Annotated in this window: 24 protein-coding genes; 15 read left to right on the top strand and 9 right to left on the bottom strand. The window is 59.7% G+C overall.

Going from position 1 to position 23,839, the window contains the following annotated elements; genetic code table 11:
• The first annotated feature begins 15 nt into the window (after window positions 1–15).
• Window positions 16–1,212, top strand: a complete 1,197-nt coding sequence (locus NIT7645_RS16480; RefSeq protein ID WP_008563095.1) for a 3-deoxy-D-manno-octulosonic acid transferase — start codon at window positions 16–18, stop codon at window positions 1,210–1,212.
• Complete coding sequence (gene lpxK / locus NIT7645_RS16475; protein WP_008560657.1) at window positions 1,199–2,203, top strand: tetraacyldisaccharide 4'-kinase; 1,005 nt, start codon at window positions 1,199–1,201, stop codon at window positions 2,201–2,203. The genes NIT7645_RS16480 and lpxK overlap by 14 nt, the downstream gene beginning before the upstream one ends.
• A 93-nt stretch (window positions 2,204–2,296) precedes the next feature.
• Here the strand turns inward: lpxK and NIT7645_RS16470 are convergent, their stop codons facing one another.
• Window positions 2,297–2,968: a DsbA family protein gene (locus tag NIT7645_RS16470; protein ID WP_008562503.1), complete on the bottom strand. Its 672-nt coding sequence runs from the start codon at window positions 2,966–2,968 to the stop codon at window positions 2,297–2,299.
• Window positions 2,965–3,492, bottom strand: a complete 528-nt coding sequence (locus NIT7645_RS16465; RefSeq protein ID WP_008562156.1) for a DUF721 domain-containing protein — start codon at window positions 3,490–3,492, stop codon at window positions 2,965–2,967. Before NIT7645_RS16465 ends, NIT7645_RS16470 begins: the two co-directional genes overlap by 4 nt.
• A gap of 84 nt (window positions 3,493–3,576) precedes the next feature.
• Between NIT7645_RS16465 and mutY the strand changes: the two genes are divergently transcribed.
• Window positions 3,577–4,641, top strand: a complete 1,065-nt coding sequence (gene mutY / locus NIT7645_RS16460; RefSeq protein WP_008562893.1) for an A/G-specific adenine glycosylase — start codon at window positions 3,577–3,579, stop codon at window positions 4,639–4,641.
• Between the two features lie 72 nt (window positions 4,642–4,713).
• On the top strand, window positions 4,714–5,859 hold the full coding sequence (locus NIT7645_RS16455) for an alkane 1-monooxygenase (RefSeq protein ID WP_008562766.1): 1,146 nt from the start codon (window positions 4,714–4,716) through the stop codon (window positions 5,857–5,859).
• Window positions 5,860–5,889: 30 nt separating this feature from the next.
• Here the strand turns inward: NIT7645_RS16455 and NIT7645_RS16450 are convergent, their stop codons facing one another.
• The 4 genes from NIT7645_RS16450 to NIT7645_RS16435 form a co-directional block, all read right to left on the bottom strand.
• Window positions 5,890–7,278 carry an adenylate/guanylate cyclase domain-containing protein gene (locus NIT7645_RS16450; protein ID WP_082204895.1) on the bottom strand — a complete coding sequence of 463 codons (1,389 nt, stop codon included), beginning with the start codon at window positions 7,276–7,278 and terminating at the stop codon, window positions 5,890–5,892.
• A 214-nt stretch (window positions 7,279–7,492) separates the two neighbouring features.
• Window positions 7,493–8,596 carry a site-specific DNA-methyltransferase gene (locus NIT7645_RS16445; protein ID WP_037302603.1) on the bottom strand — a complete coding sequence of 368 codons (1,104 nt, stop codon included), beginning with the start codon at window positions 8,594–8,596 and terminating at the stop codon, window positions 7,493–7,495.
• Window positions 8,597–8,706: 110 nt separating this feature from the next.
• Complete coding sequence (rnhB, locus tag NIT7645_RS16440; protein WP_008561796.1) at window positions 8,707–9,324, bottom strand: ribonuclease HII; 618 nt, start codon at window positions 9,322–9,324, stop codon at window positions 8,707–8,709.
• Between the two features lie 107 nt (window positions 9,325–9,431).
• A complete protein-coding gene (locus tag NIT7645_RS16435; RefSeq protein WP_008558865.1) occupies window positions 9,432–9,929 on the bottom strand; it encodes a hypothetical protein in 498 nt (165 codons plus the stop codon).
• A gap of 168 nt (window positions 9,930–10,097) precedes the next feature.
• Here NIT7645_RS16435 and NIT7645_RS16430 point away from each other — a divergent pair, with 168 nt between their 5' ends.
• From NIT7645_RS16430 to NIT7645_RS16420, 3 genes are all read left to right on the top strand, one after another.
• A complete protein-coding gene (locus NIT7645_RS16430) occupies window positions 10,098–10,403 on the top strand; it encodes a hypothetical protein (protein ID WP_037303009.1) in 306 nt (101 codons plus the stop codon).
• Window positions 10,375–11,076, top strand: coding sequence for a winged helix-turn-helix domain-containing protein (locus NIT7645_RS16425; RefSeq protein WP_008562584.1), 702 nt, complete (start codon window positions 10,375–10,377; stop codon window positions 11,074–11,076). Before NIT7645_RS16430 ends, NIT7645_RS16425 begins: the two co-directional genes overlap by 29 nt.
• Window positions 11,077–11,180: 104 nt before the next feature.
• Window positions 11,181–12,752 carry a DUF427 domain-containing protein gene (locus tag NIT7645_RS16420; protein ID WP_050687588.1) on the top strand — a complete coding sequence of 524 codons (1,572 nt, stop codon included), beginning with the start codon at window positions 11,181–11,183 and terminating at the stop codon, window positions 12,750–12,752.
• Here the strand turns inward: NIT7645_RS16420 and NIT7645_RS16415 are convergent, their stop codons facing one another.
• The 3 genes from NIT7645_RS16415 to NIT7645_RS16405 all read right to left on the bottom strand — a co-directional run bounded on the left by NIT7645_RS16415 (window position 12,753) and on the right by NIT7645_RS16405 (window position 17,958).
• Window positions 12,753–13,787 (bottom strand): ACP S-malonyltransferase, encoded by a 1,035-nt coding sequence (locus NIT7645_RS16415; RefSeq protein ID WP_037302605.1) that lies wholly within the window; start codon window positions 13,785–13,787, stop codon window positions 12,753–12,755.
• Window positions 13,784–15,973: a dehydrogenase E1 component subunit alpha/beta gene (locus NIT7645_RS16410; protein ID WP_050687586.1), complete on the bottom strand. Its 2,190-nt coding sequence runs from the start codon at window positions 15,971–15,973 to the stop codon at window positions 13,784–13,786. The genes NIT7645_RS16415 and NIT7645_RS16410 overlap by 4 nt, the downstream gene beginning before the upstream one ends.
• Before the next feature lie 170 nt (window positions 15,974–16,143).
• Window positions 16,144–17,958 (bottom strand): BCCT family transporter, encoded by a 1,815-nt coding sequence (locus tag NIT7645_RS16405; RefSeq protein WP_008559841.1) that lies wholly within the window; start codon window positions 17,956–17,958, stop codon window positions 16,144–16,146.
• Between the two features lie 576 nt (window positions 17,959–18,534).
• On the opposite strand from NIT7645_RS16405, the gene NIT7645_RS16400 reads away from it, so the two are divergent.
• From NIT7645_RS16400 to ureG, 8 genes are read left to right on the top strand one after another with little or no spacing between them, the layout of a single operon-like run.
• Window positions 18,535–19,380 (top strand): urease accessory protein UreD, encoded by an 846-nt coding sequence (locus NIT7645_RS16400; RefSeq protein ID WP_050687584.1) that lies wholly within the window; start codon window positions 18,535–18,537, stop codon window positions 19,378–19,380.
• A 1-nt stretch (window position 19,381) separates the two neighbouring features.
• The gene (locus tag NIT7645_RS16395; RefSeq protein ID WP_008559386.1) at window positions 19,382–19,684 is read left to right on the top strand and encodes an urease subunit gamma; all 303 of its coding nucleotides are present in this window, start codon (window positions 19,382–19,384) and stop codon (window positions 19,682–19,684) included.
• A 23-nt stretch (window positions 19,685–19,707) separates the two neighbouring features.
• Window positions 19,708–19,875 (top strand): hypothetical protein, encoded by a 168-nt coding sequence (locus tag NIT7645_RS19560; RefSeq protein WP_008562111.1) that lies wholly within the window; start codon window positions 19,708–19,710, stop codon window positions 19,873–19,875.
• Entirely contained in the window at window positions 19,872–20,177 is a 306-nt protein-coding gene (locus NIT7645_RS16390; protein WP_008559893.1) for an urease subunit beta, read from the top strand. Before NIT7645_RS19560 ends, NIT7645_RS16390 begins: the two co-directional genes overlap by 4 nt.
• A complete protein-coding gene (gene ureC / locus NIT7645_RS16385) occupies window positions 20,177–21,916 on the top strand; it encodes an urease subunit alpha (RefSeq protein WP_008561358.1) in 1,740 nt (579 codons plus the stop codon). Before NIT7645_RS16390 ends, ureC begins: the two co-directional genes overlap by 1 nt.
• A gap of 12 nt (window positions 21,917–21,928) precedes the next feature.
• Window positions 21,929–22,411 carry an urease accessory protein UreE gene (ureE, locus tag NIT7645_RS16380; protein WP_008559131.1) on the top strand — a complete coding sequence of 161 codons (483 nt, stop codon included), beginning with the start codon at window positions 21,929–21,931 and terminating at the stop codon, window positions 22,409–22,411.
• Window positions 22,401–23,063 (top strand): urease accessory protein UreF, encoded by a 663-nt coding sequence (locus tag NIT7645_RS16375; protein ID WP_008559213.1) that lies wholly within the window; start codon window positions 22,401–22,403, stop codon window positions 23,061–23,063. Before ureE ends, NIT7645_RS16375 begins: the two co-directional genes overlap by 11 nt.
• Window positions 23,060–23,677, top strand: coding sequence for an urease accessory protein UreG (ureG, locus tag NIT7645_RS16370; RefSeq protein WP_008562166.1), 618 nt, complete (start codon window positions 23,060–23,062; stop codon window positions 23,675–23,677). The genes NIT7645_RS16375 and ureG overlap by 4 nt, the downstream gene beginning before the upstream one ends.
• The last annotated feature ends 162 nt before the right edge of the window (window positions 23,678–23,839 follow it).

Raw genomic sequence — 23,839 nt, 5'->3', positions numbered from 1 at the left:
AGGAAGATCAACGCAATGGTGAGGCCGACAGCCCTACAAGACCGCAGCCTGCAATGGCCCCCGCGCCCCGCGGGAGAGCTGCTTTGGGTCCACGCAAGCACCACGGAACGATACATGGCGCTCTGCGACGTCGGCCATCGCCTGAAATCGCTGCGCCCTGATCTGTCGATCCTCGTGTCCTGGGGACCAGAAATCACCACGCGCCCCAAGATTGAAGGCTGCGATCTCGCTATTGGGGCCCCGCCAGAGGATACCCCATCCGATGTTCGCCTGTTTCTCGATCATTGGCGACCTGATCTCTGTATCTGGTCCGGGGGCGATCTGCGCCGGGTTCTGATGCGCCAACTGGCCGAACGGCAGATCGACACGCTTCTTGTCGACATCACCCCAAAGGAATTGCCCGAACGCACCAGCCGCTGGCTGCCGGATCAACGCCGCCGCATGCTGGATCGGTTTACGGAAATCCTAACCCCTTCTCATGAAGCTGAGGCACGGCTTCTGCGCATCGGTGTGGCGCGGGACAAGCTGACGCTCAGTGATCCGCTGCGGTTGTCTGCAACGCCGCCAGGCTGCAACAACGACGAACTTGTCCATATGCAGTCCATCCTCGGCAGTCGGCCAATCTGGTTTTCCTCAGACACCGATCTGCAGGACCTCTATACGATACTGAACGCTCATCGCAGCGTTCTGAAATTGCTACACCGCCTTCTGCTGGTGGTGGCGATGCGCGACGAAGATGATCTTGCTGAGGCCCGCGACGCAATTCAGCACAGTGGCCTCCAGCTCGCAGATTGGGACAGTGGAGAAGAGCCCGACGATTACACACAGGTTCTTTTGTGTTCCTCCGAAGACAGCGGGCTTTGGTACAGGCTCGCGCCTCTCTCGCTGCTGGCGGGCAGTCTGGCGCGGGGCAATGGCGGTCAGAACCCGCTAGATGCAGCCGCGCTTGGATCAGCGATCTTGCACGGTCCCGGTCTTGGCACCCATCACGCCGCCTACAAACGCCTGCATGATGCCGGTGCCGCCCTAGAGGTTGACGGCGTGGAAGGACTGGCACAAGGGGTGCTGAGCCTGTCTGCCCCGGATCGAGCTGCCGAAATGGCTCTTGCCGGATGGGACATCGTAACCGAAGGGGCAGGCATGACAGATCATCTTCTGGAACTGATCCAGGACCTGCTGGACAGGAGAGAGGACAGATATGAAAGCTCCTGATTTCTGGGACAAACCCCCACGTGACTTTGACCTGCGCGCCACCCTGTTGGCGCCGCTTGGCCAAATCTACGGTCATGCCACAGCTCGACGGATTGCAAAGACCGAGGGGCTGCGCGTCCCTATCCCTGTCATTTGCATCGGTAATATCAACGCCGGTGGCACCGGAAAGACCCCCACCGTCATCTGGTTTCAGGAACGCCTGCGGGATATGGGGCACGATCCCCATGTCGTGACCCGCGGCTATGGTGGCGCGCTCAAGGGTCCGGTCCAGGTCGACCCCAGCCGCCACCGCGCGAGCCAGGTCGGAGATGAGCCATTGCTGCTGGCCGCCTTTGGCGAGGTCTGGAAAGCAGAGGACCGCGCCGCCGGGGCCAAAGCGGCTGTGGCGGCCGGTGCCACGGTCATCCTGCTGGACGACGGCTTTCAGAATCCGAGCGTGGCCAAAGACATGTCTGTGGTCGTGGTCGATGCAGCACGGGGATTCGGCAATGGCCGCTGTCTGCCTGCCGGTCCTTTGCGCGAACCAGTTCAGGCCGGGCTGAAACGCGCAGACCTTGTTTTGTCCCTTGGGTCAGCGGCTGCCCAGCAGACGTTTGCGCAGAATTGGTCAAACAGCATCGCTCCGCTGCCCCATTTCACCGGGGCACTACAGCCGCTGCAGACGGGTATGCCCTGGGCTGGCACCCCGGTTCTGGCCTTCGCCGGCATCGGACATCCCGAAAAATTCTTTGCAACCCTGCGGGACCTGGGGGCTGATCTGCGCCGGGCCGAGGCGCTGGATGACCACCAGCCTTTGTCCGCTGCCCTGATGACCCGGCTGGAAAACGAAGCCAAGCTTTTGGGCGCGCAGCTGGTCACGACGGAAAAGGACGCCGTTCGCCTCCCCGATAGCTTTCGCAGCAAGGTCATCACCCTGCCTGTCCGGCTTCAGATTGCGGGCGAAGATGCACTGTTGGCGCAACTGCGTGAGATTGCACCACCGCCACCCTAGCGATGGAAGTGGTCGAACCAAAACACGCGACAGATACAAAAAACCCGCCCTCTTGGGCGGGTTTTGTTTGTCCCGGATCACATCATTTGCAACTCAGCCATCAAGTTCCGCATCAATAAGCGCCTTGAAGTCTGCGTAGGACTGATTGGAGATCTTCTTGCCGTTCAGAATGAAGGACGGCGTGGATTCGATGCCGTGCTCGGTCGCGTTTTCCTGATACCAGTTCACGAGGGTCTGCGCCTTGGCGCCATCCTGCAGACATGCTTCGAGCTGCTCTTCTTCCAGCCCCGCGAGAAGGCCGATCTTGCGCAACGCATCGACGATTTCGGTCGCGCCGCCCGCGCGAGCCCAGTCAGACTGGCCCTTGTAGATCAGGTCGCTGATGCCAAAGAACTTCTCTGGGCCACCACAACGCGCAATCATCGAAGCCCAAAGACCGTAGCGGTCGAAATAGACTTCACGGTAGATGAATTTCACCTTGCCGGTGTCGATGTAGTCTTCTTTCAGCTGTTTGTACGCGCCCTGGTGAAAGTTCGCGCAATGCGGGCAGGTGTAGGACGCATATTCGATCAGCGTAACGGGCGCATCTTCGGCTCCCTGCACCATTTCGATGATGGTGGAGGTATCGACTTCGGCCTCCTGCGCATGGGCGGCGCCAATCAGCGGGTTACTCGGCAGGGCAGAGCTCCCCTGGAATGAGGCATAACCATAAACGCCAGCCGCTACCGCGAGCGACGCAAAGATACCGGACATCAAACGGGTCATTCGTACCCCTTTCTGAGTGATTTTTGTTTGGTCAGAACATTGCGCCCAAGCCGTTCAAGGGCCGCGCGCAAGTCATCATTTTCAACCCCGGTCGCCGCCTTGGCTGCCGCAGCTACATCTTGCGGATCCGGCTGTTGGGGCTTTTGCACCTTGGGGGCGTATTTGAACGAAACCTGCCCGTCGGCAAAACCGGTGGGCGCGGTCTGGGTGATGCGCACCTTGGAAATGGCATTGTAGCCATAAACCGCATTCACCTTGGCCCGCAGCGTTTCCTTTTGCATTTCAAGCATTGGCGCATTGGCACCGGTTGTCAGCAAAGTCAGTGTCGCCCCAAAACCACCACGACCGTAATTCACATTCACCGGTCTGGCGATTGGCGCGATATCCGGGCCCGCGACCTCTTCCCAATGGGTCAACAGCCGTGACACCGCAAAGCCCCGGCTTTCGCCAGCCTTGCGGATCTGGTCGTTGAGAAGCTGCGACGTGCGTTTGAAACCGCGAGATTTTGTCCGTTGCGTTGCCATGATCATGATTTTGCTTGACTGCCCGCCCTAATGTAAAGGGCTGCAATGCAAGCGCCAGCGAAACCCGGCCAAAAGAGATAAAGAATGCGTGACCTAGACAGCCAGCCCAAGCCACACAGCGACACCCTGCTGGAATGGTACGATCAGCACGCCCGCGATCTGCCCTGGCGGATCAGCCCTGCGGATCGCGCACAGGGGGTCTGGCCTGATCCTTATCGAATCTGGCTGAGCGAAGTGATGCTTCAGCAGACGACGGTTGCCGCGGTAAAGGACTACTTCCATCGGTTCACCACCCGCTGGCCAACAGTTGCAGACCTCGCCGCAGCCGAAGATGCCGATGTTATGGGAGAATGGGCAGGACTTGGCTATTATGCCCGCGCCCGCAACCTGCTCAAATGTGCGCGCGTGGTTGCGCAGGATCATGGGGGCGTCTTTCCCGACACCTATGACGGTCTGATCAAACTTCCGGGGATCGGACCTTATACTGCGGCGGCCATCTCTGCGATCGCGTTTGACCGCAAAGAAACGGTGCTGGATGGCAATGTCGAACGGGTGATGGCCCGATTGTATGACATCCACACGCCTCTTCCGGCGGCAAAACCAGAGCTGAAGGAAAAAGCCGCGGATCTGACCCCCACAGGCCGTCCGGGCGATCACGCACAGGCTGTCATGGATCTGGGGGCGACAATCTGCACTCCGCGCAACCCGGCCTGCGGCATCTGTCCCTGGCGCACCCCCTGTGCTGCGCGGCTCGCGGGAACAGCCACCGAACTCCCCAAGAAGACACCAAAGAAACCCAAACCAACCCGGCTTGGCTTCATTTATCTGGCGCGCAGCGAGGCTGGTGACTGGCTGTTGGAACAGCGGCCGGACAAGGGGCTGCTTGGCGGGATGTTGGGCTGGCCCGGAAGCGACTGGAACGAAGATCCGGTGGACAGGCCGCCGTTTGACGCCGACTGGCAAGAACTCGGCGCAGAGGTGCGCCATACATTCACGCACTTCCACCTGATCCTGCGTGTAAAACTTGCACAGTTGCCAACCGGTTATCATCCCCAAGGGTCAGAACAGATCATCGCCCGGCATGACTTCAGACCATCTGACCTGCCGACGGTCATGCGCAAGGCATTTGACCTTTGGAAAGGCCGCTGATCCCTTCTCATTTGGGTGCAAGAACGCCATAGTTGGCCCAATCTCGCAGCCTGAGATAGGAGGCCCCGGCCCATGATCGCCCCTGACAAACTGCGCAGTTGGCAGACAGCCCTGCCGTTCTGGCTGTCATTTCTGCTTGTTCCCCTGCTGGTCGTCTCTGCGCTGTTTGGCGGCTGGTTCATCCTGCTGCCCCCTTTGGCGACCTGGTATCTGTTTGCGGCGCTTGATGGCGTTTTCGGATTGAACACCGAAAACGCAGACCCGATGACACCGGACAGTGATCTGCGCTGGTATACCGCTCTCACGATGGCATGGGTGCCTGTGCAGTTTGTTCTGCTGATCGGTCTTCTGATCTATGTGCCACAGGCTGACCATCTGTCGACAGTTGAACGGATCGGTGTCTTTTTCGGGATGGGCGTTCTCAGTGGCACGGTTGGGATCAACTACAGCCACGAACTGATGCACCAGAAAAGCAGGTTGGAGCGCTGGCTGGCTGATCTCCTTCTGGCGATGGTGCTGTATTCGCACTTCCGCTCAGAACATCTTTTGGTGCACCACCGGCATGTCGCCACCCCCCGTGACCCCGTTACCGCGCGCTACAACGAAGGGTTTCACCGGTTTTACCCCCGTGTGCTGCGGCAATGCTGGCTGTCGGCCTTTCGGGCCGAAAAGGAACAGCTTTCGCGCCGAAACCAGCACTGGACCCATCCCCGTAACCCGTTCTATCGCTACTGGGCTCTGCAGGGGGCGATGCTGCTGATAGCGTTTCTTTCCGGAGGGCTGAGCGGTCTGATGCTGTTCTGCGTTCAAGCCGGCGTCGCGATTTGGCAGCTGGAACTGGTCAACTATGTCGAACATTACGGTCTGACCCGGAAATATCTGGGAAACGGAAAATTCGAACATGTACTGCCGCGACATTCATGGAATGCCGCTCATAAGGCGTCGAACTGGCTATTGATCAATCTGCAACGCCATTCCGATCACCACTACAAACCGGACCGGCGGTTTCCCTTGTTGCAGAACCACACCGAAACAGATGCGCCTCAACTGCCCTATGGCTATCCAGTGATGACCGTTGCTGCGATGGTTCCGCCGCTCTGGCGCAGGGTGATGAACCCAAGGGTCCGGAACTGGCGGCAAACCTATTATCCGGAGATCACCGACTGGACCCCCTACAACAAGGCCCTCCCAGCCTCTGACCGGCCAGAGCCTACCTAGGATTAGCCCAAAGGACCACGCCCCGCCCGATCAAACCCGCGGCAGAGCCCAGAGCGACAGGGGTTGGTTCAATCCGCGCAGCTCCTGATCCGGGTGGGCAACAAATCCCTCCCACAGGTCGGGGTCTCCGCCCTCCTCCCGCGCGCGCTGCAACAGGGCATCGCTGATGATGATCTGCGCCCCCAGTCGTCTGGTGCGCTCTTCCAGCCGGGCCGCAACGTTCACCGTATTTCCGATCACCGCATATTCCAGCCGGTTCGCGCCGATATCACCCAGAACCGTTTCACCAAAATGCACGCCAATGCCGACCTCTATCTCTTGTTCACCCGCGCGGCGACGGTCAGTGTTCCAGCGCTCCAGGGTGAGCTGCATTGATCGGGCACAGGCAAGCGCATTTGTGGCGTCCCTTGCGCCTGCGACCGGCGTCCCGAATGTCGCCATAAGCCCGTCTCCCAGGTACTTGTCCAAGGTTCCATCATGGCGGAAAACCTCCGTCTCCATCCGGCCATGGAACTCCTGCAAGAGCTGAATGACGTGATAGGCGTCCTGCTCTGCAGCGAGTTTGGTAAAGCCAATGATGTCGATGAACATCACGGCCACATCCTGCCTGCGGACCTGTTTCAGCGGCTCGTCATTCTGGGACAGCTGGCTGACCACATTGGGCGAGAAATAGCGCGACAGGTTGGCTCTTTCCCGTTCCAGCCCGGCATTGTTCTGGATCAGGATATAGAAACGACGCGAGGACGCCGCCAATGTCGCTGCGACGATCAGGAAAACCACGGCCTCTTGCAGCCGCAGCTGCAATCCAAAGCTGTTGGGGTCCATGAACTCCGCCATGATCGGGTCGTACCCTACCACCGCCATGACACCTTCTGTCAGCCCCGGCACAGGGTCCGTGAGCCACCAGGCAATCAGCGCGGCCACCAGCCACATCGTGACCGTCCAGACGCCTATGGCCATGACGGTCCGCCACGAATAGGCCAGCGTTCCGGCTGCAAGAATGATGAAGAAATACAGGAAATTGTCGAACCGATATTGCATCCGCAGTGGGGTGGAATTGTCGCTGAACGGATTGGGCACCACCATGCCAAAGGTCATGATCGCCAGATCAATGTAGATCAGCAAAAGCTCCATCCGGGACTGGCCGACACGCCCGACCCGACGGATGAACCAGCCGTTGATGCAGATCAGGGCCAGAATGAAATGGTAGTAGAGAACATCCCAGTGCGGGTTGATGTAGACAAGGAACACCGCCGTGATCGCCATCGCAATCCAACGTGCCCGCACAGCCAGTTCAAGACCGTTACGTTTGTGCTCTGTCAGCGCGTCCAGCGCATAGGGCGTTTCCTGGCTCGCCAGAGCTGCATCACTATCCAATGGTGGCGGCGGGGCCGTTTTTTCCATCGTGCTGGGTTCCATGCATCAGCGCCTGTCCTGCCATCAAACTAACTGCTGACGGGATCGTTTGCACGTGCGTATCACGCGCGCGAAAAGGTCGGAATGTGCGTCCGGGCCGCACCCGCACGAGGACACCCCAGATAGCAAAAAGGCCCCGCCGGACGGGCGGGGCAAGTCTGGCGCCGCCCCAATGGACGGCGCCTGCGGTTTCACACAGGTTGTGAAAAGGGTGGGATCAGTTCTGCAACTCTGCCCGGATCTGCTGACGCAGCACATCGATTGGCACGGTCTTGCCATCGCGCTTAAAGCACCAGTAGGTCCAGCCGTTGCAGGAAGGCGCGTTTTCCAGATGCGCACCGACCTGATGGATCGATCCTTTGATGTTGTCGCCAATCAAGGTTCCGTCTGCACGGACCTTTGCCTTGTGGCGACGGTTCATCGAGTAAAGCTCTTCGCCCGGGCGCAGCATGCCGCGTTCGACCAACTGGCCAAAGGGCACCCGCGGTTCGGCGCGTTTGCTGGCCGACACCTGAAGCGCCTCGCGGTCGAACTTGCGAACCGATTTGATCCGCTTTTCCGCAACTTCGCGGTAGGTCGCTTCGCGCTCGATGCCAATGAACTCGCGCCCCAGCATCTTGGCGACTGCGCCAGTCGTACCTGTGCCAAAGAATGGGTCAAGAACCACGTCACCGGGGTTGGTGGAGCCCAGCAGGATGCGGTGCAGCAGCGATTCCGGTTTCTGGGTCGGGTGGGCCTTGTTGCCGGCGTCGTCTTTCAGACGCTCATGGCCTGTGCAGATCGGCAGCACCCAGTCAGAGCGCATCTGCAAGCCTTCGTTCAGCGCCTTCAGGGCTTCGTAGTTGAAGGTGTATTTTGCACCTTCGGATTTCGACGCCCAGATCATCGTTTCATGGGCGTTGGTGAAACGCTTGCCGCGGAAGTTCGGCATCGGGTTCGACTTGCGCCAGATCACATCGTTGAGGATCCAGAAGCCCTCATCCTGCATCGCGGTGCCGACGCGGAAGATGTTGTGGTAGGAGCCGATCACCCAGATCGAGCCGTTCGGCTTCAGGATCCGGCGGGCTTCCTTCAGCCAGTCACGGGTAAATTTGTCGTAGACGCCAAAGCTGGAAAACTGATCCCAGTGATCATCAACCGCATCGACCTTGCTGTTATCCGGGCGGTGCAATTGGCCCTTCAGTTGCAGGTTGTACGGGGGATCCGCAAAGATCATGTCAACCGAATTTGACGGAAGACCAGCCATCACCTCGATGCAGTCACCATCAAGGATCGCGTTTAGAGGGAGCGCTGACGCGCCCCGTGTAAGTGTTTTGTTCATTTGCTCTGCCTCGATAACCACGGCGCATTTTTGCGCTCATTTTGGTTGTCCACAGGATGAGTTATCGGGGAATCGAGGTCAATTTGTTTTTTAGAACAACGCCGTGCGCTTCACTCTTGATACAATATCTTGTGTACCGGCTTAAAGGAACGACGATGATGTGGGGTCACACCGATCTCGATCAGCGCTTCGCGATGTTGTTTGGACGGGTAGCCCGCATTTTTATCCCAACCATATCCCGGAAACTGTTGCGCCAAATCCACCATGATCCGATCGCGTGCCAGCTTTGCGACGATCGAGGCCGCGGCGATCGAAACTGATTTGCCATCGCCCTTGATCACGAATTCCGCAGGCTGCTGCACACCCTTCGGGATCAGGTTGCCATCAATCAACAGATAGTCAGGGGGAGGGTCGAGCGCAGCGACAGCACGTTCCATCGCAAGATGCGACGCGCGCAAAATGTTCAATGAATCAATCTCTTCCACGCTAGCGTGTGCAATAGACACCTCTGCCGACTGAAATATGTCAGCCTCTACCGCCTCTCGTTTTTTGGCGCTCAGCTTTTTTGAATCATTCAGCCCGTCGGGAATGGCGTCCGGGTCAAGAATGACAGCCGCAGCCGTGACCGGCCCTGCCAAAGGGCCACGGCCCACCTCGTCCACGCCAGCGATGCGTCTATGGCCACGCGCGATGGCGGCCGCTTCCAAACTGTAATCAGGATGTTCCATATGACTGTCTGATCCGGTTTTGCGGCGCGGCGCAAGCCACACGCTCTCAAACAGCAAAAAAGGGGGGCAAAGGCCCCCCAGGTCTGCTCGACACCCGTCGCCTTATTTCAGCGACGTGTGATGCGATAGCCACGGTTTGTCAGGCACTCGGGGCGGTATCCTGTTCGGTTGCGCTGACCGTTCCAAAAGGTCACGCGGCAGGCGCTCGGCAGGTCGTGCTCGTAGCGATAATTCTTGCGCAGGCAGCCCCGCCCGATCAGCGTGCGGCTCTGGCTGTAGCGGGGGAAATACTTCACGCACTGCGCAGGCAGGTCATATCGGGCGATACGCGGGGGCAGCGGCTTGGGCCGATGCGGGTGATGCGGGCGGCTGACATGGTGATTGTCGTTATCGTCTGCCTTGTTGACAATCGCCCCGATGATGCCCAGCACGGCAAGACCCGCGAGAACCTTTGCAACATCTTCATCAGCGCGGGCCGGTGCAGCAGTAAAACCCGTGATGGCCACCGCTGCGGCCACGACAAGCGTGATGAACCTATGGTGGTGTTTGGTCTTGCCGGTTGTCTGACCAGCGATGTCCTTGGCGGCGCTGCGAATGCGGAACATGGTGTATCCTTCCTGAGAAGCTGCAAATCAATTGGTCCTGGGACCGATGCAGTCAGCCTGTCTCCACCCCCGCCGGACAGGCAATAACGCCCGCTTGATATCCGATATCAACGCCCGCAACGGCCTGTGGTTATTGAATATCGCGTCCCGAACGCGCAGGGTGATGGCATGAAACACATGCTTCTTCCCTGTGCACTGATCGCAGCCCTTGTGGGTGGACTGATCGCAGATGCGCGACCAGCGTCGGCAGCGGAATGCTATGCCGATTACAAAGCCAAACAGGATTCACCTCTGCGGCTCCACTATGGTGTGGCGCAGATCGGCGGAGCCTGCAGCAAGCCTGCCGCCAAGGCTGAAATCGCCAGTCGCCTGTCGGCGGAAGGCTGGACCCTTCTCAATGTCATGTCGGTTTTCGGACCCGAAGGACTGGCCCAAAGGAAAGCCGATGCCGGACCCTACTATCTCCGTTTCTGAGGTCCGCGCAGCGGGGAGCCGGGTGATCGCGCTGGGGATTGCGGCCATCGTGGCGCTTTTGGCTATTGCCGGCACCGTTTTGCTTCTGACCCTACCCGACGCCAACGCATTCAACGCCCGGGTCGAGCGGGTGTTTATTGAAAATGACCTGACCACCCAGGCAGAAATCAAGCTGCTGGAAATCCTCGCACAGTCCGGGACGGCTTTTGCTGAAACACTGACCAGCTACCGGATGGTGATTTTCGTGCTGCTGGTTTTTGCGACCATGATGATGGTTGCGGCCTTGGTCGTGCTGGCGATGCTCGTGATGCTGAACAGACGCATGGCACAGATCGAACGGGCGGGTATCCAGGTGACAGAGCTGCTGATCAGCCGCGAGGAAAATACCGTCTACCTCAACAACATGGGTTTCAAGCTGAGCGCTGCGGCGATGGAGACGCTATCGGTTCTCGCAGAAGCCCGCCTGGACGACGACGTCCTGTCAGGTGCGGAAATCGAGGCGATGATCTCTGGCCGTCCCGCCATCGACTGCGAAGAGGCCGCTGGCGCAACCCGGATCAAGCGTCTGCGTGATACGTTGGGCAACCAAATGGTCAGCGAGTTGCTGGTCAAGAACATTGCCAAACGGGGCTATGTCCTGTCGATCAACAAGGATGTCATCCGTATGGTATGATGCCAATTGCCGGATCAGGTCTGGAAAATCCTGACCCGGCGCACCACATCGGTTTTGACATTTGACAGGGACATGTCCCTGCCGACCAGATCCGGGACATCCGAATGAACATGCGCGCCGCTTCCGCCCGCCCGGCCTATGGCATCCTCGTAGAACCCCTGCGCGGACCCGTCACCGCTCGCCTCGGAGGGCGCATCATCGCTCAGAGCACGCAAGCCAAGGTGATGTACGAAACCCGCCTTCCACCTGCGGTCTACTTCCCGCAAGAAGACGTGCACAGCTGTATCGGCGCAGCAAACGGCCACCAGACATTTTGCCCCTTCAAGGGGACAGCGGGCTACCGGGATCTGGACATCGGCCAAAAGCATCTGGAAAACTCGGTCTGGTCCTATGATGATGCCCTGCCCGAAGCCGCTGGCATCGCGGGCCATGTGAGTTTCATGCCGAATTCCGAGGTTGAAATCGACCTTGGAACCAACACCCTTGACGCCCCGGACTACGGGAGCATCTCCGGCCCACTCGTCGATTGGCTGATGCGAGAGGCCGCACAACACGCAACACCCGAGGATTTCACCCAGAATCTGGCGGAGAAACTGGTGGAACACGGGGTTCATCTGTCGCGCTTGTCAGTGATGGCCTGGTCGCTCCATCCCATGATTGCGGGCAAGAATTTCATCTGGAGCCGCAAGGACAGTTCCGTCACCACCTACGCACCGAGTTACGAAATCCACGACCACCCAGCGTTTCAAAACAGCCCGCTCCGCCATGTGTCAAACGGGTTGGGTGGCATCCGTCACAGGCTGGGTACAGACCAGCCAAGCGATGCCTTTCCCATCCTCAAGGATCTGCAGGAAGACGGCGCAACCGATTATGTCGCGATGCCACTGCCTTTTTCCGACGGGCGGATCAATGTGCTGACAGTCGCCTCAAATCACCCTGACGGGTTCTCGACCGAGAACCTAGGTTTGATCTTTGAATGCTCTGCGGTGATCGCCCGCTTCTACGAGGTGTTCATGCAGCGCGAGAATGCGCAATCACTGCTTGAAACCTATGTCGGCAAACGCAGTGGCGCGCGGGTGCTCGGGGGTGAAATTCGCCGGGGTGACGGGGATGACATCGATGCCGCCATCATGTTCTGCGATCTGCGCAACTCAACCCGCCTCGAAGAGGAGCTGGGACGGACAGCCTACATCGACCTGCTCAACACCTTTTTTGAAACCGCATCGACCATCGTCCATGATCACGGCGGCGAGGTGCTGAAGTTCATCGGCGACGCGGTTCTGGCGGTGTTCCCTGCAGGCGACACGCCAGACGCAGCCCGCGCGCAAGCCCTGAAATCCGCTCGCTGCATTGTTGCTCATCTAGACAAGGCCGTTCACGAAGACACCGGTCAACGCAGCGAGTGCGCGATCGGGCTTGCGTATGGCGGTGTCACATATGGCAATGTTGGTTCGCGCGAACGGCTGGACTTCACTGTCATTGGCCAGGCCGCAAACATCGCGGCCCGGTTGGGGGACTATGGCAAGACCTGTGGCCATCCAATCGTTGTCAGTCGCGATCTCTTGGGCGATGCGGAGGATGGCATCTCTCTTGGGGCTGTCAGCCTGCACAATGTGTCTCGCCCGGTGGAGGCATACGCGATCCCCCTCGCGGATCTTTCCTCTCGACTTGACTGATCAGGGTGTGACCACTTTGCGTTGCTCAGCATCGCCCATCGAGATGACCACCGGATTGTCAGCCTGACGCGCCTTGAAGTCCGCTTTACCCGACAGGCCACACCAATTGATTTGAACCAGCGACTGCGCAATGGCACCGCCCAGCGTGGTGCCGGGCCCGGTAATGATAAAAAGATCCGGCGCGAATTCGCGTGCCGCAACCTGAACCGCACGAGTAAAGTCGTATGGTTCGACCACCTGGGTACCAAGGGTATAGGACCACAGCGCCTCAACCGTGTTTGCGCCGGGCCACCAGATCTGGCCGCGTCCATCAATCATCGGTTTGACAGGCTGGCGGAACAGATCAGCAGACAGCCGGGCGCGGCCTTCAGCGGCCACAGGCTCCTGCAGCTTGGTGTGGAACGCCGCATGATTGGGCAGGCGCATCGGGAACCGCTCCTGCAGCACAGGCACTGTTTTTTCAAAAGCCGAAAGCCCGGCTTCGTTTCCGGCAAGAACCAGCATTCCTCCCAGATCAATCGACAGAGAGAGGTCATGTTCCGCACGTTGATTGATCTCATCGACCTTCGACAACAGCTCAGCCTTGGCAACAAGGTCCAGCTGCCAGTCTTCGCTCTGACAGGGATAGACCAGCTGCCCGCCAATCAACTGCGACTGCATCAGCCCGCCCATTGTGTTCACGACCTCAAAACCGGCTTGATCGCTCAGCGCTCCGGCCGCTGCGAGTGCAATGTACCACCCCATAGAGTTGCCGGTCACGGCGACCACCTCGATATCCTCTGCCAGTGACTGCGCATCCGCGAGCGCACTGGCATAGATCAGAGGGGAGGCGACATCACCCCGCGAGAACTTGGCCATCGAAAACCGATCAGCCCCATCCAACGCGGTCACCGTTTCCTGCCCCCTGTCCACGCGCTGCGCGTCAAACCCTGCCAACAAATCCGCCTTGTCACCGTGAAACCGTGACAGGTAGCCAAGCTCGGCCTTGTTGTAGGTGCCGCGACCGGGGCAGATGAGAACGGCGGTACGGGTCATTGATCTTCTCCAATCAGACGCAAGGCTGCTACAACAATGCTGTCTTTTGACGGCAGGGTCGCGGCATAGGCCGGGCCGGTGGGAATAAAACAGTCTTCGGCCACGACGCGGGCCAATTGGCTGGTGCCTGCCTCATGGAACATGGCCATAAGCCCCTCAGACTGGCTTCCCGTTGTCCGGCATTCGTCGACGATAAGAATGCGGCTGCACTCTTTGGTAGCTGCCAACAGCGCATCTTTGGGAAGCGGCGCCAGCCAACGCAGGTCGATGACGCGCGCATTGATGCCCTGATTGTGCAGCTCTGCCTGAGCCTGCGTCGACAGGTAACGCCCATTGCCATAGGTGACGATGGCAAGGTCTGTCCCTTCTCCGTGTACGCCAACATCACCCAGAGCGATCCGCTGATCCGGCGAGGGATAGCTGCGCATCCACGCGCCATCCTTGGCCTCATGCAGGTCACGCATGGGGTAGAGCGCGATCGGCTCGATAAAGACGACGACACGTTGCTCTTCGCGAGCCAAACGCACCGCCTCCCGCAGCATCATTGCGGCCTCGGCCCCATCTGATGGGCAGGCAATGACGATGCCCGGAATGTCGCGCAGCACCGCGAGCGAGTTGTCATTGTGAAAGTGCCCACCAAACCCCTTTTGATACCCCAGACCTGCAATCCGCAGCACCATAGGGTTGGCAAATTGCCCGTTAGAGAAAAACGGAAGTGTCGCCGCCTCTCCCCGGATTTGATCTTCGGCATTGTGCAGATAGGCAAGGAACTGGATTTCCGGGATTGGAACAAACCCGTTATGCCCCATCCCGATCGCCAGCCCCAGAATGGACTGCTCATCCAGCAGCGTATCAATCACCCGATCCGGACCAAACCGCTGCTGCAGTTTCTGCGTCACGCCATAAACACCGCCCTTGCGGCCGACGTCTTCGCCCATGGCGACCAGCTCGCCATGCTCCAGCATCAGATCGGTCAGCGCCCAGTTGATCAGACGGCTCATCGGTTGCGGCTCTGACTGAGCGCGCAGATCGCTGCCGAAAACCTCGGCTCGGGCCTCTGGGCTCGGGCCATTACCGGACCTGCAGGTGCGCGCCGGTGGAATGAGGCTGGCGCTGACATCGGTTGCGGTTTCAAGATGCGGCCTGGTAACCGCCTCCGAGCGGATCCGCTCTACCCGCGCGCAGGTGTCGGTATAGATCTGGGCGGCCTCCTGCCGCGACAGGGTGCCGGCCTGTGACAGCAATCGCACACTGTGCAGCAGGGGATCATTGGCTTCATCCGCCTCCACTTCTGCCTTTGACAGATATGTGGTGGGAACATCGGCCCCCGCATGGCCATAAAGACGCACGGTGCGAACATGCAGGAACGCCGGTTTGCGTTGCTCTCGCACGTATCTTGCGGCCTCGCAGGCCACCTCGTAGGTGTCATGAATGTTCAGACCATCTGCCTGAAAATAGCGCATCCCCGGACGATGCGACATGGAGGCCTCGATCCACCCCTTGGGTGTTTTGGTCGAGATGCCGATCCCATTGTCTTCGCAAACAAAGAGCAGCGGCAGCGGGGTCGACTGCACCGACGCCCAGCAGGCCGTATTGATCGCCCCCTGAGCGGTCGAATGATTGGCCGAAGCATCCCCAAAGGAGCACATCACGAGACCATCCTGCGGCAGGACGCGGTGCTCTGGATCATGCCGCCGCGCAGCGCCAATCGAATAGGCCGCACCAACCGCCTTGGGGAGGTGGCTGGCAATGGTCGAGGTCTGGGGCGGGATCATCAGCGCCTTGGAGCCCAGCACCTTGTGGCGCCCGCCCGATGTCGGATCCTCTCGCGAACAGGCAAAGGACAAAAGCATGTCCCAAGCGATATTCTGTCCCGGCACCTGATCGGCGCGCGCAATCTGGAACGCGGCATCGCGGTAGTGCAGAAACGCCATATCAGTTGGCCGCAGCGCCCTAGCCACCGCTGCCATGCCCTCATGCCCGGACGATCCGATGGTGTAAAACCCCTGACCCGCCTTCTGCATAGCGCGGCTGGTGCGATCAAGCGCCCGGCTGAGGACCTGAGCACGATAGATGGAGACGGCCAGATCAGGTGAAAGCCTGCCTGATGGGGCCGCACCTTCGGGCAAGTTGCCCTTCACCGCATGGTCAAGAAAGTTCTGATGCACGATTTCGGCGCGATCCATGGCCGTACCCCTTTATCTTACTGGGTTTTTTTATTGCCCAATCCGATGTCATTTTCCAATGAGATTGCAGCACCCCTATATGAGTAAAGCTCATAGATTGGTTCCAGACCCCGGAAACAACGAAGGGCCGCGCAATGCGCGGCCCTTCTCAACTGGCGAAATGGCGGGGATCAATCAGCCTTTTCGCGCAGATTGTCGCGATAGAGCGCCTTGATCAGCGAAATCAGCATCAGCACCATCACGATGGTAAAGGGCAGAGCACCGATAATCATCGCATTCTGCAACGCACCGAATGGGTTCGCAGCTGCGCCACTGTTGCCCGCAATGATCAGCGCGCCGATTACAGCGGTCAGGATCAGACCCCAGATGATGCGGTGCTTGATCCCGGTTTCCTGCTCACCACCCGACATGATGGTGTTCATCACGAGAATGCCCGAGTCGGCAGAGGTCACGAGGAAGGTCAGGATCAGCACCACGCACATGATGGTGATGCCGGCCAGGAACCCGCCAGAGATCATCTGCTCAAGCGTTGCAAACAGCTTTGCCGTGTTGCTGGCACCAATCAGTGCGCCAGCGGCATCGCCATTCAGCTCAAGATCAATTGCGGTACCGCCAAGGATGGTCATCCACAGGAAGCAGACGATTGCCGGAGCGATCACGCAGCCAAAGATGAACTCGCGCACGGTGCGACCACGGGAAATGCGTGCCAGGAACAAACCAACAAACGGCGAGAACGCGATCCACCAAGCCCAGTAGAATGTGGTCCAGCCAGCCTGCCAACCAAACTGACGGCCCTGTTCACCTGCGGCATAGATCGCCTCTGCATCCAATGCTGCGGCAGAGGCAGGCAGACCTTCAGCAAAGCCGCTGAACGAACCCCACGGCGAGGTGGCCGAGCTGTAGACCGCGCTCAGATCCTCAGCCGGCAGGGACTGCGCAGCAGATGGGATCGCTGCCGCAAACGCATCTGCGGTCTGCGGGCCATAGGCACCGAAAGACAGCTGCAGGAAATGCAGGATGTAGTCGACCAGACCGCTACCGAATTTGCTCATGGCAAAGAAGAAGGACCCGAAGAAGACAAATGTCAGCAACAGGATCAGAGACAGAACCAGGTTCAGGTTCGACAGATATTTGATGCCGCGACCAACACCCGACACCGCCGACAGGATCGACAGCCCCATGATAACGACCAGCGCGGCAATCAGCCCGACGACACCCGGCTGCGGCGCCTCTGCGTCACCATTCATCAGCCATTCCATTCCGGACACCGCATAGACACCGTTGACGAACTGGCTGACGCCAAAGCCGATGGTTACCGACACGCCAAGGATGGTTGCCACAACGCCAAGCACATCGACCAGGTGGCCAATGAACCCGTTCGCGGCCTTGCCCAGCAGCGGGGTCAGCGCCGAGCGAATGGTCAGCGGCATATCACGTGTATAGGCGTAATAGGCCAGCGACAGACCGGTCATCACGTAGATGGCCCATGCATGGAACCCGTAGTGAAGAAACGTGTAGCGGTACGCTGATTGCACTGCGGCCTCGGAATTGGCCTCAACCGCACCGGACAGAACCACGGGGTTAGAGCCCCACAGGCCAAGCGGCTCGGCGGTGGCAAAAACCATGAGACCAACACCCAGACCGGCGCCGAACATCATCGAGAACCAGGAAAAGTTGTTGAACTCCGGCGTCGCATCAGCCGGGCCCAGCTTCTTGCTGCCTGTCGACGGGAGAATCGCGAGGATGAAAAGGAAGACGGCAAACAGGCCGACCGAGATGATGTAGAAGGAGTTGAACCCGTTCAGCAGCGTGCTGTTGACGGCGGACAGGACAGAATTTGCGTTGCCCGGCCAGATCAGCGCCCAGAGGACCAGCGCGGTCATCACTGTTTTACTGATCAATGCGATGGGCAGACTGTAGCCCTCATAAAATCCTGACGGAGCCTTTTCGATCTCAAGGTCCGTGAATGGTGGTTTTATCGACATGAGTGTTCCCTGTTAGCTGTGATGCGCCACTGTTTTTTGACCCGCTCCCCCAGGCGCTTCGGGGGCAGGTTTTAGGATCGACACCATCTGCAGAGGTCGACCAATGCGTCCGCTTTTTGCCCAACCTGTCTGACCACAGCTCCGCCCGCCCGGTTCGAAACCGGCAAAATGAGGACGGCGACAGCCAATCTGGAAAGGGCCATTTTGTTCGCATTCCGAGCTTTGTCCGGGGAATGGACAAAGGTGTCGGTTTCAAATCGGACATTTCAACCGCCAAGAACGACAGCGCAGGCAGAGAAAAGGCCGCGAAAACGACAATCCGCACCCGCCAACTGGACAGAAGGTGCGGGTCAGAGATTTTGTTATCGCTAGCACTCCGATGCGGCTTTAAGCACGGAATCAGGACGCACCGCTGCTCAGTTTGGCAGCACAGACCGCGAATCTTGCCGTAATTTTGGGCAGGCCAGCCCCTTCACGCGGCGTCCGCTACGGTTCGCAATCGCGCTTCTGGGGTGGCATGATGAAATTGTCGGCATGACGCCTGTTTCTTCATCTCCTCGCGCGACGCCCAGCGCGATGGCAGATCGACCTGCCAATACGCCTGATGCCCCCCGCATCGGGTGTACACAGCCGCGCGCACGTGGATCGGCAAGTCTATCGGTAAAGGCCCGAGGCAACACATCTGTCCTCAACAGCCTGCGCCATTCCGGCTCGCTGAAACTGCTGTTCCCCCGCCCCCACCAGCCCGCGCTTGAGGCCGTCATGATCAACACGGCCGGGGGTGTCACCGGCGGCGACCGTTTTGACCTGACTGCAACGGCAGCGGCAGGCACCGAACTCACCCTGACCACACAAGCGGCAGAGCGTGCCTACCGGGCCCAACCGGGCGAAACCGGCCGGATCCGCACCCATCTCGTCGTTGGCGACGGGGCCCGTGCGAACTGGCTGCCACAGGAAACGATCCTGTTTCAGGGGTGTCGTCTCGATCGGCATCTACAGATCGATCTAGAGGCATCATCCCGTCTCCTGATGTGCGAGGCCCTCGTATTTGGGCGCGCCGCGATGGGCGAGCGGCTCACCGATGGGGTCATGCAGGACCGCATCGACATCCGACGTTGCGATCAGCCACTGTTTCAGGACGCGATGACATTCTGCGGCGATGTCGCGGCCCATCTGGCCAAGCCAACAGTGGCAGCCGGGGCCGGGGCATTGGCCACAGTCATTTTTGTTGCCCCCGACGCTGAAGGTCGGCTCGCACCTTTGCGCAGAATGCTCGGCTCCACCGCCGGCGCCAGCCTCATTGGGTCCGACCTCCTGATCCTGCGGGCGCTCGCACCAGACAGCTATGCCCTGCGCAAAGTCCTGATGCCGATCCTGACAGATCTGCTTGCCGCGCCCCTCCCCAAGCCATGGATGACATGACATGAACTTGACCCCACGCGAAAAAGACAAACTCCTCATCGCGATGGCCGCAGAGGTCGCGAGGCGCCGCCTGAGCCGCGGTGTCAAACTGAACCATCCAGAAGCCATTGCCCTCATCACTGACGCCGTCGTCGAAGGGGCCCGTGATGGGCGCTCCGTTGCCGACATGATGGAAGCGGGCGCCGAGGTCATCACCCGCGACGACTGTATGGAAGGCGTCGCAGAGATGATTCACGACATCCAGGTCGAGGCGACATTTCGCGATGGCACCAAACTCGTCACCGTCCACAACCCCATTCGTTGATCCCATTCAGGAGACACCGCCCTATGACACTGCGCCCTGCCTTTCTCTTGCCCCTGCTGCTAGGCAGCGGCCCCGCCTTTGCCCACGGCGGTGCACATATGCATCCCCACGGTGCAGACACCTGGCTTATCGCGGCACTTGTTGCGACCGTCGTCGTCGGCTGCGCAAGCCTTCTGTGGCGGCGCAAATGATCCCCGGCGAGCTGATCCCCGCCGCTGGCAGTCTGGACCTCAACCCTGATCGCCCCGTGACGCTTTTGATGGTGGCCAACACCGGTGACCGCCCGATCCAGGTCGGATCACACTATCATTTTGCAGAGGCAAACCCGGCGCTCGACTTTGACAGAACCGCCGCGCGGGGCCAGCGGCTTGATATCGCGGCGGGCACCGCCGTGCGGTTCGAACCGGGCCAGCGCCGCGAGGTCCAGCTGATCCCGATGTCAGGCGCGCGCCGCATCTTTGGCTTTAATGCTGCCATCATGGGGGATCTGTGATGCCCGCCCAGATCACCCGTGCCGATTATGCGGCAATGTTTGGCCCGACAGTCGGCGACCGCCTGCGTCTGGCAGACACCGATCTGATTATCGAGGTGGAGCGCGATCTGATCGCTGAAGCCAGCGGAGGCGGCACTGCGCTCGGCTATGGCGAAGAGGTGAAATTCGGCGGCGGCAAGGTGATCCGCGATGGCATGGGGCAATCACAGGCCAGCCGCGCTGACGGTGCAGTCGACACGGTTATCACCAATGCGCTGATTGTCGATCATAGCGGGATCTACAAGGCAGATGTCGGCCTGAGAGACGGGCGCATCGCCGCCATCGGCAAGGCCGGCAACCCGGACACGCAACCCGGCGTCACAATCATCATCGGGCCGGGAACCGAGATCATCGCAGGAGAGGGGCGCATCCTCACAGCTGGCGGTTTTGACAGCCACATCCATTTCATCTGCCCACAGCAGATCGAAGAAGCGCTGCATTCCGGTCTGACCACCATGCTGGGGGGCGGCACGGGGCCCGCTCATGGGACACTGGCCACCACCTGTACACCGGGGCCCTGGCACATCGGACGCATGTTGCAGGCGGCGGATGCCTTCCCCATGAACATGGCTTTTGCGGGCAAGGGCAACGCCTCTCAGCCCCGCGCATTGGAAGAGCAGATCACCGCTGGCGCCTGTGCGATGAAGCTGCACGAGGATTGGGGTACCACCCCAGCTGCCATCGATTGCTGTCTTTCAGTGGCAGACGCGATGGACGTGCAGGTAATGATCCACACCGACACGCTCAATGAATCGGGTTTTGTTGAACACACGGTCGCAGCGATGAAGGGGCGTACCATCCATGCCTTTCACACCGAAGGCGCGGGAGGCGGGCACGCCCCGGACATCATCAAGATCTGCGGAGAGGCGCATGTTCTGCCCTCTTCGACCAACCCGACGCGCCCCTTCACCGTCAACACCATCGAGGAACATCTCGATATGCTGATGGTCTGCCATCACCTCGACAAATCCATCCCCGAAGACGTTGCCTTTGCCGAAAGCCGCATCCGGCGCGAAACCATCGCAGCAGAGGACATTCTGCATGACATGGGCGCCTTTTCGATCATCGCCTCGGACAGTCAGGCAATGGGGCGGGTAGGAGAGGTACTGATCCGCACCTGGCAAACAGCCGACAAGATGAAAAAGCAGCGCGGACGATTGCCGGAAGAGACCGGAGAAAACGATAACTTCCGCGTCCGCCGATATATTGCAAAATACACGATCAACCCGGCCATCGCTCACGGTATCGCCCATGAAGTCGGCAGTATCGAGGTCGGCAAACGCGCCGATCTGGTGCTATGGAATCCGGCCTTCTTTGGGGTGAAACCTGAAATGGTTCTGCTCGGCGGCTCGATTGCGATGGCACAGATGGGTGATCCCAACGCCTCGATCCCAACGCCACAGCCCGTCTATTCCCGGCAGATGTTTGCAGCCTTCGGCCGCTCGGTGGAACACTCCGCCGTCACCTTTGTGTCAGAGGCCGCACAGGCGGCAGGCATAGCCCAGCACCTTGGCCTCGCCAAACAGACCTGCGCGGTCAGACACACGCGCGACATTGGCAAATCGGATCTCAAGCTGAACACAGCCCTGCCCGAAATCGAGGTCCACCCCGAAACCTACGAGGTGCGCGCCGATGGCGAGCTTCTGACCTGTGCCCCGGCCGATAACCTGCCGATGGCCCAGCGCTATTTCCTTTTCTGACGGAGCCTGCAGATGTCTCTCCCGCTGAGCCAACACAAAATCCATACCCATGATGCAGAGGACCAGATCACCCTCACCTACGAAGACCGTTTCCTGCGCCGCAAAGTGTTGACCAGCGATAGCGGCCTGCGGTTTCTGGCCGATTTTCCGTCCACCCAATCGCTGGATGCAGGCGACGCCTTCGTCCTTGAAGACGGGCGCAAGATCAGCGTCAGCCCCGCAAAGGAGGACCTTCTGGAAGTCACGGGAGACAACATCCTGAGGCTCGCCTGGCACATCGGTAACCGCCATATGCCCTGCCAGATCGAAGCCAATCGTCTGCTGATCCAGCGCGATCACGTCATCCGGGACATGCTGCAAAAGCTTGGCGCGACGCTGCGCGATGTGGTGGAACCCTTCACCCCCGAAGGCGGGGCCTACGGCCATGGCCGGACCCACAGCCATTCACACTCGCACTCTCATGATGACGGGCACGGACATTCCCATGCCCACTGACAGCCAATTTCTGATCCTGGCGCAGTGGTTCTCTCCTGGCTATCCAGTGGGGGCGTTCAGCTATTCGCACGGGTTGGAATGGGCGATGACATCTGACGCGGTGAGCACCGCAACAGAGGTGCAGGATTGGATCGCGACAGTGCTGCGCGATGGTGGCGGTTGGTCTGATGCCCTGTTTCTGGCCGCAGCCTACCATGCCCCGCATATTGACGCAGTGGCGCAGACCGATGCCCAGTGCCGCGCCTTTGCACCGTCACTGGAACGCCTGCGCGAAACCGATCTGCAAGGCGCAGCCTTTTGCCAGATCACCCGAACAGTCTGGCCGCAAACACACCCGCACGGCATTCCCTCCAAACTCACCTATCCCGTTGCTGTCGGCTTTGCCGCAAAGTGCTGTGGTCTGCCACTGCGCGCGACAACCACGCTTTATCTTCATGCCTTCGCCGCAAATCTCGTTGCGGCGGCTCAGCGGCTTGCTCCCATCGGGCAAAGCGAGGCGCAGGCATGCCTTCACGCCCTTGCGCCGCTATGCCGGGACATCGCCGAACAAACCGACGATGGCGACCTCGCACGGCTGTCCTCAACCAGCTTCCTTGCCGATATCGCCGCAATGAAACACGAAACCCAGCATTCAAGGATCTTTCGCACATGAGCACTCTCAACGGCCCCCTGCGCATTGGAATTGGCGGACCGGTAGGTGCGGGCAAGACCACCCTCACTGCGGCGCTCAGCGAAGTGTTCCGCGATACGCACTCCATCGCGGTGATCACCAATGACATCTACACGCAAGAAGATGCCGAGGCCCTCATGCGCCTGCAAATTCTGCCGCAGGACCGTATCCTGGGTGTCGAGACCGGCGGCTGCCCCCACACCGCCATCCGCGAAGATGCCTCAATCAACCTCGGCGCGGTGGCTGAAATGCGCGAACGCCACCCGGATCTTGAGCTCATCCTGATTGAAAGCGGCGGTGACAATCTTTCCGCCACCTTCAGCCCTGAACTGGCCGATCTGACCATCTATGTAATCGATGTTGCCGCGGGCGAGGAAATCCCCCGCAAGGGCGGCCCGGCGATCACCCGTTCAGATCTGCTCATTATCAACAAAACGGATCTTGCGCCGCATGTTGGTGCTGATCTCTCGGTGATGGAGCGTGATGCCAAAAGAATGCGGGGCGCCCGCCCCTTTGTCTTCGCCAACCTCAGGGCCCGCGACGGCGTCAGCGCAATTCGTGCCCTGATCTGCGATCTTGGAGGGTTGGGCAACTGATCTAACCGTGGTTTTTACCCAATCACGCCCCCCCATGCGAAACATAGCGGCATCACTATCGCACCAGAAAATCGCTTCTTGTTGATCCAGCGGTTCCTGATCGTTCAATATCAGGGTAGTGAGGGGAGTTGATACTCCTGCGCATCCGCCATTCGGCGCCTG

Origin of the sequence: Phaeobacter italicus (assembly GCF_001258055.1) — a bacterium.
Lineage (GTDB): Bacteria > Pseudomonadota > Alphaproteobacteria > Rhodobacterales > Rhodobacteraceae > Phaeobacter > Phaeobacter italicus.
This window is presented reverse-complemented; position numbering and strand designations above follow the sequence as displayed.

What these genes read in the sequence shown, in the direction of transcription:
- NIT7645_RS16470 (WP_008562503.1), bottom strand. Translation starts at nt 2,968, where the DNA reads ATGACCCGTTTGATGTCCGGTATCTTTGCGTCGCTCGCGGTAGCGGCT.
- NIT7645_RS16415 (WP_037302605.1), bottom strand. Translation starts at nt 13,787, where the DNA reads ATGACCCGTACCGCCGTTCTCATCTGCCCCGGTCGCGGCACCTACAAC.
- NIT7645_RS16480 (WP_008563095.1), top strand. Translation starts at nt 16, where the DNA reads ATGGTGAGGCCGACAGCCCTACAAGACCGCAGCCTGCAATGGCCCCCG.
- NIT7645_RS16455 (WP_008562766.1), top strand. Translation starts at nt 4,714, where the DNA reads ATGATCGCCCCTGACAAACTGCGCAGTTGGCAGACAGCCCTGCCGTTC.
- ureE (WP_008559131.1), top strand. Translation starts at nt 21,929, where the DNA reads ATGTCTCTCCCGCTGAGCCAACACAAAATCCATACCCATGATGCAGAG.
- ureG (WP_008562166.1), top strand. Translation starts at nt 23,060, where the DNA reads ATGAGCACTCTCAACGGCCCCCTGCGCATTGGAATTGGCGGACCGGTA.
- NIT7645_RS16390 (WP_008559893.1), top strand. Translation starts at nt 19,872, where the DNA reads ATGATCCCCGGCGAGCTGATCCCCGCCGCTGGCAGTCTGGACCTCAAC.
- mutY (WP_008562893.1), top strand. Translation starts at nt 3,577, where the DNA reads ATGCGTGACCTAGACAGCCAGCCCAAGCCACACAGCGACACCCTGCTG.
- NIT7645_RS16445 (WP_037302603.1), bottom strand. Translation starts at nt 8,596, where the DNA reads ATGAACAAAACACTTACACGGGGCGCGTCAGCGCTCCCTCTAAACGCG.
- NIT7645_RS16435 (WP_008558865.1), bottom strand. Translation starts at nt 9,929, where the DNA reads ATGTTCCGCATTCGCAGCGCCGCCAAGGACATCGCTGGTCAGACAACC.
- NIT7645_RS16465 (WP_008562156.1), bottom strand. Translation starts at nt 3,492, where the DNA reads ATGGCAACGCAACGGACAAAATCTCGCGGTTTCAAACGCACGTCGCAG.
- NIT7645_RS16410 (WP_050687586.1), bottom strand. Translation starts at nt 15,973, where the DNA reads ATGGATCGCGCCGAAATCGTGCATCAGAACTTTCTTGACCATGCGGTG.
- NIT7645_RS16405 (WP_008559841.1), bottom strand. Translation starts at nt 17,958, where the DNA reads ATGTCGATAAAACCACCATTCACGGACCTTGAGATCGAAAAGGCTCCG.
- ureC (WP_008561358.1), top strand. Translation starts at nt 20,177, where the DNA reads ATGCCCGCCCAGATCACCCGTGCCGATTATGCGGCAATGTTTGGCCCG.
- NIT7645_RS16450 (WP_082204895.1), bottom strand. Translation starts at nt 7,278, where the DNA reads ATGGAACCCAGCACGATGGAAAAAACGGCCCCGCCGCCACCATTGGAT.
- NIT7645_RS16375 (WP_008559213.1), top strand. Translation starts at nt 22,401, where the DNA reads ATGCCCACTGACAGCCAATTTCTGATCCTGGCGCAGTGGTTCTCTCCT.
- NIT7645_RS16420 (WP_050687588.1), top strand. Translation starts at nt 11,181, where the DNA reads ATGAACATGCGCGCCGCTTCCGCCCGCCCGGCCTATGGCATCCTCGTA.
- NIT7645_RS16400 (WP_050687584.1), top strand. Translation starts at nt 18,535, where the DNA reads ATGGCAGATCGACCTGCCAATACGCCTGATGCCCCCCGCATCGGGTGT.
- rnhB (WP_008561796.1), bottom strand. Translation starts at nt 9,324, where the DNA reads ATGGAACATCCTGATTACAGTTTGGAAGCGGCCGCCATCGCGCGTGGC.
- lpxK (WP_008560657.1), top strand. Translation starts at nt 1,199, where the DNA reads ATGAAAGCTCCTGATTTCTGGGACAAACCCCCACGTGACTTTGACCTG.
- NIT7645_RS19560 (WP_008562111.1), top strand. Translation starts at nt 19,708, where the DNA reads ATGACACTGCGCCCTGCCTTTCTCTTGCCCCTGCTGCTAGGCAGCGGC.
- NIT7645_RS16430 (WP_037303009.1), top strand. Translation starts at nt 10,098, where the DNA reads ATGAAACACATGCTTCTTCCCTGTGCACTGATCGCAGCCCTTGTGGGT.
- NIT7645_RS16425 (WP_008562584.1), top strand. Translation starts at nt 10,375, where the DNA reads ATGCCGGACCCTACTATCTCCGTTTCTGAGGTCCGCGCAGCGGGGAGC.
- NIT7645_RS16395 (WP_008559386.1), top strand. Translation starts at nt 19,382, where the DNA reads ATGAACTTGACCCCACGCGAAAAAGACAAACTCCTCATCGCGATGGCC.